Origin of the sequence: Tateyamaria omphalii, assembly GCF_019802125.1 — a bacterium.
GTDB classification, from domain to species: Bacteria; Pseudomonadota; Alphaproteobacteria; order Rhodobacterales; family Rhodobacteraceae; genus Tateyamaria; species Tateyamaria omphalii_B.
In genome coordinates, this window is sequence record NZ_JAHVHT010000008.1 from 13,782 (window position 1) to 28,295 (window position 14,514).

Annotated in this window: 10 protein-coding genes; 4 read left to right on the forward strand and 6 right to left on the reverse strand. The window is 64.5% G+C overall.

Annotated elements, in window-relative coordinates; genetic code table 11:
- Position 1: 1 nt before the first annotated feature.
- Both rfbC and KUV51_RS21160 read right to left on the reverse strand, forming a co-directional pair.
- Positions 2-562, reverse strand: a complete 561-nt coding sequence (rfbC, locus tag KUV51_RS21155) for a dTDP-4-dehydrorhamnose 3,5-epimerase (RefSeq protein ID WP_222523450.1) — start codon at positions 560-562, stop codon at positions 2-4.
- 138 nt (positions 563-700) lie between these two features.
- Complete coding sequence (locus tag KUV51_RS21160) at positions 701-1,705, reverse strand: replication initiator protein A (RefSeq protein ID WP_222523451.1); 1,005 nt, start codon at positions 1,703-1,705, stop codon at positions 701-703.
- A gap of 439 nt (positions 1,706-2,144) precedes the next feature.
- Between KUV51_RS21160 and KUV51_RS21165 the strand changes: the two genes are divergently transcribed.
- The 3 genes from KUV51_RS21165 to KUV51_RS21175 all read left to right on the forward strand — a co-directional run bounded on the left by KUV51_RS21165 (position 2,145) and on the right by KUV51_RS21175 (position 6,291).
- Positions 2,145-3,530, forward strand: a complete 1,386-nt coding sequence (locus KUV51_RS21165) for an AAA family ATPase (RefSeq protein WP_222523452.1) — start codon at positions 2,145-2,147, stop codon at positions 3,528-3,530.
- 4 nt (positions 3,531-3,534) lie between these two features.
- The gene (locus tag KUV51_RS21170) at positions 3,535-4,494 is read left to right on the forward strand and encodes a ParB/RepB/Spo0J family partition protein (protein ID WP_222523453.1); all 960 of its coding nucleotides are present in this window, start codon (positions 3,535-3,537) and stop codon (positions 4,492-4,494) included.
- A 390-nt stretch (positions 4,495-4,884) separates the two neighbouring features.
- Positions 4,885-6,291, forward strand: coding sequence for a DUF2793 domain-containing protein (locus KUV51_RS21175; protein ID WP_222523454.1), 1,407 nt, complete (start codon positions 4,885-4,887; stop codon positions 6,289-6,291).
- A 6-nt stretch (positions 6,292-6,297) separates the two neighbouring features.
- Here the strand turns inward: KUV51_RS21175 and KUV51_RS21180 are convergent, their stop codons facing one another.
- From KUV51_RS21180 to KUV51_RS21190, 3 genes are read right to left on the reverse strand one after another with little or no spacing between them, the layout of a single operon-like run.
- On the reverse strand, positions 6,298-7,632 hold the full coding sequence (locus tag KUV51_RS21180) for a calcium-binding protein (protein WP_222523455.1): 1,335 nt from the start codon (positions 7,630-7,632) through the stop codon (positions 6,298-6,300).
- A gap of 5 nt (positions 7,633-7,637) precedes the next feature.
- Complete coding sequence (locus tag KUV51_RS21185) at positions 7,638-10,196, reverse strand: M10 family metallopeptidase (RefSeq protein ID WP_222523456.1); 2,559 nt, start codon at positions 10,194-10,196, stop codon at positions 7,638-7,640.
- A 33-nt stretch (positions 10,197-10,229) separates the two neighbouring features.
- Positions 10,230-10,622, reverse strand: a complete 393-nt coding sequence (locus tag KUV51_RS21190) for a hypothetical protein (protein ID WP_222523457.1) — start codon at positions 10,620-10,622, stop codon at positions 10,230-10,232.
- A gap of 242 nt (positions 10,623-10,864) precedes the next feature.
- Here KUV51_RS21190 and KUV51_RS21195 point away from each other — a divergent pair, with 242 nt between their 5' ends.
- Positions 10,865-13,480: a calcium-binding protein gene (locus KUV51_RS21195; RefSeq protein ID WP_261385991.1), complete on the forward strand. Its 2,616-nt coding sequence runs from the start codon at positions 10,865-10,867 to the stop codon at positions 13,478-13,480.
- On the opposite strand, the gene KUV51_RS21200 is transcribed toward KUV51_RS21195, so the two are convergent.
- On the reverse strand, positions 13,475-14,512 hold the full coding sequence (locus KUV51_RS21200) for a hypothetical protein (RefSeq protein ID WP_222523458.1): 1,038 nt from the start codon (positions 14,510-14,512) through the stop codon (positions 13,475-13,477). The two genes, KUV51_RS21195 and KUV51_RS21200, sit on opposite strands and share 6 nt — an antisense overlap.
- Positions 14,513-14,514: the final 2 nt, after the last annotated feature.

The following is a 14,514-nucleotide window of genomic DNA, read 5'->3' on the forward strand; positions in this document are numbered from 1 at the left end:
CTTATCCTTCGTATGTGAATGGCGTGTCGAGATCGGCGAGCAGCGGGGCCACCGCGTCCTTGTCGGACAGGATGGGCTCACTGACGCCGCCCCAGTCGATGCCGATCTGCGGATCGTCCCAACGGATCGCGCCCTCGGTCTCGCGGGCGTAATAGTCGGAACATTTATAGATGATCTCGGTGTCGGGCTGCAGGGTGACAAAGCCGTGGGCGAAGCCCGCGGGCACCAGAAGCTGCTTGCCGTTCTCAAAGCTGAGTTCCGCGCCGAACCACTGGCCGTATGTGGGGGAGCCGCGGCGGATGTCGACGGCCACGTCAAAGAGCGCGCCCTTGCCGCAGCGCACCAGCTTGTCCTGGGCGTGGGGCGGGGCCTGGAAATGCAGGCCGCGGATCGTGCCGACCGCGCTCGACAGGGAATGGTTGTCCTGGACAAAGGGGATATCGATGCCGTTTTCGGCCAGCGCCTTGGCGCTGTAGCTTTCGGAAAAGAACCCGCGCGCATCGCCGAACCGCGCCGGAGTGATGATGACCACACCGGACAACGGCGTTTGTTCGATCTGCATGAATGTCGTCCTTAATCACGCGTCTAAAATTACGCGGTGCTTAACAAGCGACCCCTGCCCTGTCCACCACGGGCCCCGGTCGCGGGATGCCGCAGGCAGGGCGCTGCCCAAATGCGCGGCAGCCCCGGGGGTGGGGTCCTACCCCCGCTTGCGCAGCCAGCCCAGGAAGGCCTTGTCCGGCGCTGTCAGGCGCGGACTTCCGCTCGCCCGCCACATGGCGTGCCATTCGGCCTGCAGCGCATAGACATCCGCGCCGGGGACCAGCGCGCGGGCCGCATCCAGCGTGTCGGGGGCAAGGTCGGGGGGCGGGGCGCTGACCATGGCGCCATCGCGCAGGGTGAAGCGGATCATGTCGCCGGGGTCTTCGGCCATGTGGTAGTCGGGCAGGTGGTCGGCGGCGATCATGTCGCGCAGCATCTTGCGGAACACGCGCCGTGGACTTGCCGAGCCGGATTTCTTGAGCAGCGTCTCGACACTGACGCGCCAGTCACGCTGACGTCCACAATGCTTGCGGGCAAGCTCATAGACCCGCCGTTCCAGCGGCTTGCGCAGGCGAAAGTAGTCTCTGTTCAGGGTCAAAACCGATTTTGACAGCACCGCACGGTAGAGCCATTCGGACAGGGTGACGGCCACCGACACCATCCGCCCCCCGCGCGAGCGGCGCACGATCTGCCAGCTTTCGATCAGGCCGAAACCGGTCGTGACCTCTTCGCCCCCGGTTTCCAGGTTGGTGGTGATGCGGGTGCCTGCGAGCCGCTCGAACGCCTCGCGCAGACGGGCGTAGCCGTCACCCGAGGTTTCGCGATTGGTCGCCACCATCAGGTCATGGGCCCGCAGGTGCAGGACGCGGGTGATGTCGCGCCCCGCATTCAACGCCGCCATGAGCTGGCTGATGCAGTAGATCAGGATGTCCTTGTCATGGATCGTGGCGCGGCCCCGGACCGAAGGGGTTACCGTGATCTGGGTGCCATTGTGGGTGTAGGACAGGATGCGCCGGTCGGGCCGGGTCGACAGCGAAAACATCGGATGTTCCATGCTGCCCAGATCGTCCTTGGGCGGCGCGTCGAAGATGTCGCACAGAAAGAAATCGCCTGTGGGGTGATGGTCGGGGAGAAGCCCCCCTGCATGGGATGTCACTGCCATATGCCTGCCCTCGTGATCCCCTACCCCGGTCTTGGCGCCGGTGGTTTTATCGAAGAATCGGGTTCGTGGTTTCGTTGACGCCCACCCTAAAGTTATCCACAGGCTGCGTCCATCATGGCGGTGGTCCGCATCGGGGGTTCGGAGTCGGTCTTTCGGGGGAGCAGAGTCGCTTTGTCGTGGTTTCAGAGTCACCTGCTCTCTGGAATTTGACAGCAAGCCATTCAGAGCACAGTGTTTTTTGAAAGGCGCACAGACCCTTAACATATAATAACACCAATTAACTGGATAAATGGGCGCTTGAGCGGGCAAATGTGCAGGCGCAGATGGCCTTTTTCCTTAGAAAATGGAGAGAAAAGCCGCCGCATCTCCTCAAAAACATTCCATGTCACAGGTTTTCGGGTATGCTGGGCAAAAAGCATAACATGAAGGCATATCAGGCATGAGCAGCGAAGCGCCCCCCCTGCCCCCCTATTTCAATATCGATCCCGATCAGGCGCTGGCCGGTCTGGGCGACGCCACCGATGTGGCGGGGTTCGCAGCGCTCGCCGAAGCCTGTGCGCGGGGTCGGACCGATCTGGCAAGTCGCGGGCTGAACGAAAGTGGCGGACGGACCCTGCGCCTGTTTTCCACCTGGGAGATCACCCGCTACCTGATCCCCGTGGCCCCTGCCCATTTCCGCCGCGTGCTGCGCCAGAACACCGACCTGCCCCAGGGCACGTCCGAGACCGCAGGCGGGGCCAAGTGGTTCACCCTCGACGAAGTGCTGCGCCTGCGGGCGTTCTTCAGCGAGGCGGGATCGAAGGCAAAGGAATACCGCCCCTATCGGCCCGAAGGATTGGCCGCCAAGATGGTCGCCGTGGCCAATTTCAAGGGCGGGGTGGGCAAGACCAGCACGGCGGCGCATCTGGCGATGTCGGCGGCCCTTGATGGCTACAAGGTGCTGGTGATTGATCTGGACAGCCAGGGATCCATGACCTCGATCTTTGGCGGCATGGTGGCTGATGAATGGCAGACCGTCTTTCCGCTGCTGGCGCGCCATTACGGCACCCATATGCAGGCCGAGAACCAGGCACGGCTGGCGCGGGGCGAGGACCCTGTGCCGCTGGATGATACGCTGAGCGAGGCGATGGGAGTGCGGGCGCAGGATCTGGTGCAAAAGACGCACTGGCCCAATATCGACCTGCTGGGCGCGCAGCTGAACCTCTACTGGGCCGAGTTCCAGATCCCCGTCTGGCGGATGCAGGGGCGGTCGTGGAAGCTGTGGGATGCGCTGGCGGACACGCTGGCGGCCGACGGGGTGCTGGACGATTATGACCTTGTCTTCCTCGATACGCCCCCGGCGCTCGGCTATCTGACCATCAACGGGCTGAGTGCGGCCGACATTCTGCTGGTCCCATTGGGCGCGTCGTTTCTGGAGTTCGACAGTACGGGCCGGTTCTTTGACATGTTGCATTCGACCTTTGCCAGCATCGAAGAGGCCGAGAACATGGCCGCCCGGGCGTTGGGCCGGGCGGGACTGTCCTTTGAGTGGGATGCGGTGCGGGCGGTCCTGACGCGCTATGATGCGAGCCAGCAGGCCGAGCTGGGCGCGCTCATGCAGGCCTATCTGGGTCAGGCCCTGTCGCCGCATCGGCAGGATTTCACGGCCCTGATCGGGCAGGCGGGTGAGCAGGTGAATGGCATCTACGAGGCCGATTACCGCGACTTCAACCGCGAAACTTACGTGCGGGGGCGCGACACGTTCGATCAGACCTATGCCGCGTTCAAACGGCTGCTTGTGGGTGTGTGGCGGCGCGAAGAACTAGAGACAAACAAGGGGGAATGAGCAGATGGCCAAGCGCAAGAGACTGAGCCCGGCGGTGGGGATCGGCACCGGTGATGCGACCCCTGCCCCCTCGGGCGCCCGCCCGCCCATTGCGAGCATTGCAGGCGACGCCGCGACGGCGGCGGCCTTTGACTCTGTTCGGGCCGAGTTGGAGGGGGCGCAAAAGGACGGGCGGCTGGTGATGCAACTGTCCCTTGAGGCCGTCGACCGCGCCTATCTGATCCGCGACCGGATCGAGATGGGCGAGGAGGACATGGCCGCCCTGACCGACAGCCTGCGCCGCCGGGGCCAGCAGACCCCGATCGAGGTGGTGGATCTGGGCGGCGGCACCTATGGCCTGATCTCGGGCGCGCGGCGCATGGCGGCGCTGGCGCATCTGTTTGCCGAAACCAAGGATGATCGCTTTGCCACCGTGCAGGCCCTGATCCGGCAGCCAGCAGATCGTGCCGCGACATACGTGGCGATGATCGAGGAGAACGAGATACGCGCAGGGCTGTCCTACTATGAGCGCGCGCGCATCGCGCATAAGGCGGTCACGTTCGGGGTCTTTCCCACGGCCAAGGAGGCGTTGCAGAGCCTCTATGCCGGGGTCAGCTTTTCGAAACGGTCCAAGATCAAATCCTTCATGGCGTTGGTCGAGGCCTTTGACGAGGTGCTGTGCTTTCCCGCCCAGATCACCGAGCGGCTGGGCCTGTCTGTGGTCAAGGCGATGGCCGAGGACGAGGATCTGGAAAAGCGCATTTACAACACGCTGGTCCATACCCCGCCCGAAACGCCTGCGGCGGAGGCGGCACTGTTGACCAAGGCGCTGAAACCGGACCCGAAAACAGTGTCTAAACCGCCCGAAATCGTGCGCGGTGTGCATATCGAGGCCAAGCCCGGGCGCATCGTGCTGGAGGGCACCGGCGTGACGGAAAAGTTCATCGCCCGGCTCGAATCCCATCTCAAGGCGCGCTACCGCTGAGCTCTAGGACCCATACTCACAAACCGCGCGCCACTGGCGCCCATTTTGCAAAATCAGGGTTGTTTGGAGGCCGAAGACCGTAGTGGTTCTACGGGCAAGGACACCAAGCCGCACTGATGCCGTAAAATGGGCGCCCCACTGGTTTGACAGATTTTTTCTCTGAGCAGCCTTACATCTGCTTGAAAGAGAACCACTCTTCCGGCGCAGATGCGCGTTGTCAGAGAAAAAATCTGTCAAACCAGTGGGGCGCGGTTTGTGAGTATGGGTCCTAAACCTTTCGCATGCGAAAGGTTTTGAGGCACCGCACGGTGGTCCAAGACTTGGTTAACCGCTTTCCCATAGCGTCCCCGTTCGTCACATGCGCCGACACGACACGGGAGCCGCTTTGCCATGACCGATACCTCGCTGATCCTTGGGCTGCCCTATATCCAGCCCTCGCAAGCCCAGAAACATGTCACCCATAACGAGGCGCTGCGGGTGCTGGACACGCTGGTGCAGCTTGTGGTCACCGACCGTGACCTGTCGCTGCCGCCGGCGGGAGCGCAGGCAGGGGACCGGTATATCGTCGCCGCACCGGGGCAGGGGCCCTGGGCCGGACACGACACCGAGATCGCGGTGCTGGACGGCAATGCATGGGTGTTCATCGCGCCTCAAACGGGCTGGACGGCCTATGTGACCGGGCAGGGCACGCAGGTCGTCTTTGACGGCGCGGACTGGCAGGCGCGGGATATTTCTGCCGTGGACAGCCTGGGCATCAATGCGACATCCGACAGCTTCAACCGCCTGTCCGTGGCCTCGGATGCGGTGCTGCTGAACCACGCCGGTGCGGGCCACCAGCTCAAGATCAACAAGGCGGCGGAGACCGACACCGCAAGCCTGCTGTTCCAGACCGGGTTTTCGGGCCGGGCCGAGATGGGACTGGCCGGCAATGACGATTTTTCCATCAAGGTCAGCGCAGATGGGGCCGCGTGGTCGGAGGCGTTGCGTATCGATGCCGCCACCGGTGCCGTGAGCCTTGGCCAGTCGGCCTGGCGCGAGATGCTGTCCGGCCCCCGCACCTATTACGTGGACCCCGCGCAAGGCGATGATGCCGGTGACGGGCTGTCGGCGGGGGCCGGGGCCTTTGCCAGCCTGGCGCGGGCTGTTGCCGCGACGCGCGCCATCGATGCGGGCGGGCATGTGGTGACCATCAAGCTGGCGGATGGCACCTATGCCTTTGGCACGCCGATGGTGCTGGATATGCCGGTGATCGGCGCCCCCCGCCTGGTGATCGAGGGCAACACGAGCGCCCCGGAGCAGGTGGTGATGGCGGGCGATGACGAGGTGTTCGAGGTTTCGGGCGGCATTGTCGCCCTGCGCGGTATGCGCTTGCAGAACACCAGCGGCGGGCGGCCCACGGTCGCGGCATCAGACCGCGGCACGGTGGCGCTGGACCAGGTCGATTTCGCAAGCGCCGGTGGCCATCTGAGCGCGATCGAGAATGGCACGCTGGTCCTGGAGGGGCCGTGCAGCATCTCGGACAATGCCAAGTATTTCGTGAAGCTGACCGAGGGCGGCTCGGCCCGGATGCGGTCGCAGACCGTGACCCTGACGGGTGCTCCGCATTTCGCGTCGTCCTTCATCATCTGCGCACGTTGCAGCGTGGCCCAGATGACGGCCCTGACATTCGCGGGCACGGCCACGGGCCGCCGTTACCTGGTATCGGACAATGCCGTTGTCACCACAAACGGGGGTGGCGCGAGTTACTTTCCCGGCGACGTGGCGGGCACCGCCGACAGCGGCGGGCGCTACGACTGAGCGGGCTTAGAATTCGAAGGCGAAGGGGTCGATATCATCCACGATGATGTCATCGAGGATGGTGTTGTAATCCGTGATCCCCAGAAGCGTGAGCGTGCTTGTCGTGTCAAAGACAAGCACGAGGTTGCCGTTCTGGATCTGGGCCGTTCCGTTGAACCCGAAGAGGGCGGGATCGTCCCCCGACACGCCGTTGCCACTGAGAAAGACCTGGCTGAGCACGATGGTGTCCACGCCCGGTTCGAAATCGGTGATCGTGGATTCATAGGCGGTTTCGCTGGACGAGCCGGTAAAGCTGCCGGAATAGATGAACGTATCGGCCCCCGCACCGCCAGTGAGACGATCCACGCCGGTCCCGCCAAAGAGCTGGTCATCGCCCCCGTCGCCCATCAGGGTGTCGTCGCCCGCATTGCCGTTGAGCGTGTCGCCGGCGCCGCCGCCGAGCAGCAGATCGTTCCCGGTCCCGCCCGACAGGTGATCTGCGCCGATCCCGCCATCCAGCGTGTCGTTGCCATCCTGACCGAACAGGCGGTCATTGCCGGCATTGCCCTTGAGCTGGTCGTCTCCGTCGCCGCCATACAGCATATCGCTGCCGTTGTTGCCGTTCAGGGTGTCGTCGCCTGTCCCGCCCTCCAGCGTGTCATTGCCGATCCCGCCGTTCAGCCGGTCGTTTCCGGCGTCGCCTTGCAGGTCGTCGGCCCCGGCATCTCCGTTCAGGTCGTCATTGTCGTCGCCGCCCTGCAGGCTGTCATTGCCCGCTCCTCCGTTCAGCGTGTCCGCCCCCGTCTGGCCGTTCAGGCTGTCGCGTCCCAGGCCCCCGATGAGGAGGTCGTTCCCTGTCCCGCCGGCCAGCGCATCAAAGCCGTTGCCTCCGCTGAGCGTGTCATTGCCGCCTCCGCCAAAGAGCGTATCGGCCCCATCGAGGCCGATTGCGGAATCGTCGCCATCGTCGCCGCGCAGGACATCGCCGCCCAGCCCGCCGCTCAGCACATCGTTCCCGGTGCCGCCCGACAGCAGGTCCGCCCCGCTGCCGCCAAAGATCGTATCCCGGCCCGCGCCGCCCATCAGCGTGTCGAACCCGTTGCTGCCCGTCAGGCTGTCGTTGCCGTCTTCGCCGTCGATGCTGTCGAAGCCAAGCCCGCCGATGACCCTGTCTGCGCCGTCTCCGGCCCGAATGGTATCATTGCCATCGCCACCAAAGAGCCAGTCATCGCCCGTGGTGCCCACCAGGGTGTCACCGTCGCCACTGCCGACCAGCGTGATCCCCTCTGCCGACAGTGAAGAGGCCGTCGGGAACCACCACCCCTGAAGGAGAGGGGCCCATATGCTGGAAAGGCTGCGCATCCGCCTTAGACAAACTCAAACGTGAAATCGTCGAGCAGGGGTGTGGCGCTGGTGTAGCCGTTGATCTGCAGGCTCGTGTTGATGTCGAGTGTCACCACCAGGTTGCCGTTCACCACGGTGACAAAATCGCTCAGGTCGATGTCGTCCGGGTCGGTACCGCCCAACAGCGCCTGATCCACGATCAGCGTGTCCACGTTGTTCTGGAAGTCCTGGATGATGTCGTTGCCACCGGTGTAGATGAACGTGTCGGCGCCGATCCCGCCGTTCAGGATGTCGTTTCCGTCTCCGCCCGCCAGCGTGTCGGATCCGGCATTGCCGCGCAGCACATCATCGCCGCCATCGCCCATCAGGCTGTCGCGCCCGTTGCCGCCATTCAGCCGGTCGTCATTGGCACCGCCCGAGAGCGTGTCGTTGTTGATGCCCCCGTTGAGCGTGTCGTTGCCCGACCCGCCCAGGATGCTGTCGGCGCCTGCATTGCCGTTGAGCAGGTCTGCGCCCGCGCCGCCATCCAGCGTGTCGAACCCGGACTGGCCGTTGAGCGTGTCATTGCCGCCATCGCCGTTCAGCGTATCGAGGCCCAGCCCGCCATTGAGCAGGTCGTTGCCCGCGCCCCCGTTCAGGAGGTCAAAGCCGTTGTTGCCCTCGAGCGTGTCGTTGCCCGCGCCGCCCGAAAGGGTGTCGTAGCCGTCGGCCCCGGTGATGCTGTCATTGCCGTCGCCGCCCTCGACCGTGTCGAAGCCGATGCCGCCCAGCACGATGTCGTTGCCGTCGCCCGCGTCGATATTGTCGCTGCCGCCGAAGCCCGAGATCGTGTCGTCACCGACCGTGCCGGTGAGTGCGCCGTCATCCTCGGGCGTGCCGTCAATGTTGTCGCCCGGCACCGGTGGTTCCGAGGGCACGTTGGCCGCCAACTGGTTCAGGCTGAAGCTCTGATCGGCAAATTCGAAGATCTCGAACGCGTCGGCCAGCACGGTGCCGAAGGCGCCGGTGAGCGTGGCCAGCGCGCCCACGACCGATCCGCTGGTGATCTGGGCAAAGTTGAAATCAAAGACCAGACGGTCGGTGCCTGCACCACCGTTCAGCGTGTCATCGCCTTCGGAGGCGTTCACGGTGTCGTTGCCGCCGCCTGCCTGCACGTCGTTGTCGGCGGCATTGGTGGTGATCAGGTCGTTGCCGTTGCCGGTGATCAGGTTCTCGAGCTCGGTGCCGAGCGCGATGCCGATATTGCCGACCAGCCCGCCCACATTCGAGAAGGTGCCGGGGTTCAGGTCGATGACCTGGTTGCTGTTGTCATAGCCCAGGTCGACAAGGTCGATGCCGTCCTCGTCGAAGATCGTGATGGCCACCGCACCGCCCTGGTAGTTGGCGTTGGTGGCGCCGTTTGCGGCGGCGTTGAAGAACAGGTCGAGATAGTTGCCCAGTGAACTGTTCCGGCCATAGGTGGTGTCGCCCGCCGTGACACCGCCTTCGGCTGCGCCATAGAGGTTCTGTGCCGCCAGGATGTCGACCAGCTGGGTGGTCAGGTTCTCGGCATCGCTGGCATTGGTGGTCGGGTTCTCGCTGTTCGTGAAATAGGACATGATCGACAGCTGCAGGCTGTCATTGGCGAAGGTGGCGTCGTTGGGATAGGTGGCCGAACCGTTGTAGCCGCCCTGGTGGCCGAGCCCCAGCGCGTGCCCGATCTCGTGGATGTAGGTGGAGAAGCTGTAGCTGTCGAGCGTGGTGCCGTACTGGTTCAGCCACGCGGTCGAGACGTTCACGACCGAGCTGGTCGTGATCCCGCCCGATGCGGTGTAGCTGGAATAGGCCCCGCTGTCGCTGTCGATGAATTCGAGATCCTCGCCGAAGGTGACTTCGACGAAGTCGACGTCGATCACCATTTCCCAGGCTTCGAACGCCCAGCGTGCCAGTTGCTGGCCCGCCGCGTTCAGGCTGGTGATGTCGACGGTGATCACGTTGCTGGACGATGTGGCCGCGTCAAAGAACACGTGGCGGCTTTCGCCGGTTTCCTGCCAGTGCCCGTCGGTCAGGTAGTCGGCCATTTCGTCATAGGTGCCGGTGGGCGGTGGTGGGGGCGGGGTCGTGGTGGAGACGCTGAGCGCGTAGCCGCCGGTTTCCGTGCTCGAATAGGTGTCGGCCACCAGATAGGCGACCCCGGTATAGGTCGCTGTCCAGACAAAGAGCGATGACAGCCCCGGGCCGCCATCGTCGTTTTCGACCAGAACGATATTGTTGTCGTTCAGCAATCCTGCATACGGGTCGTTGATCGGGTTCGATCCGTTGCCTGTCAGCGCCACCTCGTAGGTTTCGCCCTGCACCACGTTCAGCCCGATGAAGTCGAAATCGCTGTTCAGGTTGCCGATGAACGTGTCGCCTGCACTGATGAGATAGGGCGTGCTCAGATCGCCGGGGGCGTCGAGCCCTTCGGTGATGGTGGCGTTGATGGTGGAATTGCCATCAGTCACGGCCCCGATTTCAAAGAAATCCGAGGATAGCGGGTCCTTGGATCCGGTCTCATGTCGCTGTGGGTCGAAGGTTTGCGTCGCAGAACAAATGGTACACATGGATACGGATCCGTTTTTTGGATTTTGTGCAGTTTATAAGGGTAAGTCCGTGATCTTCAAAAGGGCGGAGATCAACATGTCGTACTGACGCGACGTGATTGTGCTGTCCCGTGTGCCTGCGGTCACACTGGGGCCGGTGCCGGTCTGCTGTCCTGCCCACGCAAGGTGACCGATCAGGGCCGTGTCGGTGGCCTGGTCCAGATGCAGGGTGACGGTTGTGGTCCCCGGACCGTTCGACACGCGACGGGCGGGCAGGCGCAGGGCCAGTTCCGTGCGCAGCCGGTCGCAGAGGGCCATGTGCAGCGCGGCATCGCCTGCGCCCGTGCAGCGGACCCCGATATCTGCCGCAGCGCGCGCGCCCATCCCGGTGGCTGCCGTGGACCAGAGCGGGGTCGCGAGGGTCAGTCCCGTGAACGCCAGTTTCATGAATATCCGCCGTGTCATCATGCTCCCGGTCTAGCGCAGGCGGGGCGGCAAGGGCACCGGGAATGATGCCGCGCCTTTCCCTCTGACACCTTGCCGGGACGGTCATGCTTAACCGTCTCCTGCCGCAACCGGAACAACTCGGCTCAATTTGTGCCCAATGTCCTTGGCCCCGCCACAAAGCCCCCGCGGTTTGCCCATGTGGGCCTGCCATCTCTGCCGTCGAGTAACGAGTGGTGGGTTTCATGGCGCGGGCTGCGTTCGAACATGTGGCGACGGTGCCGGACGGGAACAACATGTTCCTGACCGGGATCACCGATATGGCCGTTTTAGAGACGAATAACGGGCCGGTTCTGTATACTGTCGCCCGCTTCGGCGGCGGTGATCTTGTGGCCTATCGCATCAATGGCAATGGCAGCCTGAGCCAGATCGACACCCAGACCCTGCCCGGTGGGGCGCAGGCCGGCACCGTCAACAGCCTCGCCGTTATGTCCGACGGGGCAGGGGGGCAGGACCTGCTGGTCACGGGGGTGAACAATACGGGCCTTTACCGGGTCGAGCTGAGTGCCGCGGGCGGGATGTCGTCCCCATCCGCCGTCACGGGTGCGGCCATGCCTGCGACGTTGCTGGACAGCACCGGCGTCACCGTGAACGGGCAGAGCTATGTCTACACCATCGACCGGGGCAGCGACGAGATCGGCATCTGGCGTGTGAACGCGAATGGCACCGTCAACACCGTGCGCGATGGGGGCAACGGCGATACGGGCGCCGTGGGCCTGACTGCGCTCACCCATGTGCAGGTGGGCGGCACGCCCTTTCTGCTGGCGGCCTCGGGCAGCGACAATGCCCTGATCTCCTACAGGCTGAACAGCTCCGGCGTCGCGGTCGAGGTCGACCGGATTGCCGCTGCTGACGGCGTCGGCATTGGCGGGGCCAGCATCGTGGAAAGCGTCACCGTGGGGGGGCAGGTCTATGCCATCCTGGGTGCGGCGGGCAGCGGTTCGCTGAGCGTGGCAGCCGTGTCGGGCAATGGCAGCCTGACCCTGACCGATCATGTGATGGACACGCTGGGTACCCGCTTTGCCGGGGCCCATGTGATCGAGACCGTCACCCATGGCGGCCGCTCCTATGTGGCCGTGGCGGGCAGTGACGATGGCGTGACCCTGTTCGAGATGATGCCCGGAGGCACCCTGCGCCACATGGGCACCGTGGCCGATGCGGTCGACACCACGCTGGATGCCGTTTCGGCCCTGAACCTGACGGTGGTTGGTGGCCATCTGCACCTGGCCGTCAGTTCCGCAAACGAGGCCGGTTTGACCTTGTTCAGGGTCGATATTGGCGCCATGGCGGCCCCGATCACCGGCGGCAACGGCGCGCAGAACCTGAGCGGCGGGGCCGGGGCCGATCTGATCGATGGCGGGGCGGGCAACGACCAGTTGCGCGGGCAGGCGGGCGACGACGTGATCATCGATGGGGCGGGCACCGACACGCTGTGGGGTGGGGCGGGGGCCGATGTCTTTGTCCTGACCGGGGACGGGGACCGCGATATCATCCAGGATTTCGACATCACCGAGGACCGTCTGGATCTGTCGGACTGGCCGCTCTTGCGCTATGCCAGCCAGCTTACGTTTTCGAGCCGCAGCGATGGCATCCTCATTCGTTTTGGCGATGAAGAGCTGGTGATCCGCACGATCGATGGTGCCCCTCTCACGGCCCAGGACATCCTGGCGCTGGATGTGGTCGGCCAATCGCGGTTTCTGCCGGAGTGGACATTGCCGTCCAACGGGGCGGAGGACCCGGACCCCGATCCGGGACCTGATCCCGACCCAGATCCTGTGCCCGACCCAGATCCTGACCCCGGACCCGATCCCGACCCTGATCCCGATCCGGTGCCTGATCCTGATCCCGGCCCCGCGCCGCCGAAGAATCTGACAGGCACCGATGCCTCCGATACGCTGGTGGGCGACACCGGCAACGACACGTTGCGCGGTCTGAGCCAGGATGACGATCTGTCCGGCATGGGCGGTGACGACACTCTGGATGGGGGCGACGGTGACGATGCCGTGCGCGGCAACGCGGGCAATGACGTGCTGACCGGTGGTGCGGGCGATGACAGCCTGTGGGGCGGGACCGGCTTCGACACCATCAGCGGCACCGGCGGCAATGACAGCATCTGGGGCGGCGATGGTTTCGACGTGGCCGGAGGCGGCGATGGCGACGATCTCCTGGTGGGCAATAACGGGGCCGACCTGCTGTATGGCGACAATGGCAATGACACCCTGAACGGGGGCCTGAACGCCGATACGCTGTCGGGCGGAAACGGCAATGATCTGCTCTCGGGCAGCGCGGGCAGCGATGATCTGCGTGGCAATGCGGGCAATGACCGGCTGGACGGCAACGCGGGTGCCGATGTGCTGAACGGGGGCCACAACAACGACACGCTCAACGGGGGCATCAACCATGACACGCTGATCGGCGGGTCGGGCAATGACCGGCTGAACGGCAACAACGGCGCCGACAGCCTGATGGGTGATGGTGGCAACGACACGCTGGCGGGCAATGCGGGTCATGACACGCTCGATGGGGGTGGGGGCGACGATTACCTCTTTGGCGGGATCGGGGCCGATACGTTCATCTTCACCGGCGGCGATGACGAGATCGCGGACTTCCAGAACAATATCGATACGTTGGTGCTGGACCGTGCCCTGTGGGGTGGTGAAACCATGACCGTGAATGGGTTGACCCAGTTCGCCGAGGTCGTGGATGGGGATCTGCTGCTGGATTTCGGCGAAGGCAACCGCCTGACCCTGACCGGGGTCGAGAGCCTGAACGTGCTGAACGGCGATCTGGACTTTCTATGATCCCGGAAGGGTCGCCCGTGCTTGCGCATAGGCAGTATCGACCAGTTCTATCGCATCATCGGGCAACGCATGGCGCACGCCCATGTTGCGCAGCATGTCGTGCAGGCCGGGGATCTGTGCAGTGGCAAAGGCCTGCAGATCCGCTGCCGTGCCGAATGTGGGCGAAACAGGCTCTGATACGGGCGGAAACGGCCCCATCCGTGCCTGTGCCCAGCTGATCTGGTCGTCATGGCGGGCGGCAACGGGGGCCAGGGCCGCAGGATCGATGGCAAAGCGCGTCTGTCCGAGGCTGCGCAGCCCGTCGACCACGGCCCGGTTGACCAGCGCATCGCTGCGGTCCGCCAGCGGTGGCGTGCCGCGCGCCATACGGTGGGCATAAAGCACCGCGACCGCTTCGGCCGGCAGGGCCGGTTTTTCACGGGGCAGGGGGCGATCCGGCGCGGGCAGGCCGCAGCGCGCGGCGAAATCCGCCACCACATCGCCATTTGGAAAGCCCGTGGGATCAAAGGGCACGAGGGTCACGGCATCGGCGCCGAACACATCCTCCCAGGGCTGAAACCAGTCTCTGTACAGGGGAAACAACGCATCAAGATCGAAGGGCAGGGCGGCATTGCGCAATTGCTGCTGAAAGGAGCTGGCCATCCAGGAGCCCGGCGCGCGCAGATAGGCCAGCACGTGGACATTGTCGAAGGCGGCAAGATCGTCGGCCAGTGCTGCCACCATGCGCGCGTCGGCCCATTTGCTCAGCCCCTCGCCCGAGATCACCAGATCACTGTCGGGATGATCCGCGATCTGGGCCTGCATGGATGTCCGCCATTGCGCGGCCTTGGCCGGTGTCAGCTTGGCCAGCCGGAGCGCATCGGCCCGCGCCGCGTCGTCGGGGGCATAGAGCGCCGTCAGCACCCGGCTGTGATTGGGGATGCGCAATTGGAGGTAGCGCGTGCGCCCGTCATCGAGGTCCTGATAGGTCCGTTGGATTGAGGTGCTGCCCGTCTTGGTCGTGCCGATATGCAGGTGGCAGGTGCGGGTCATGG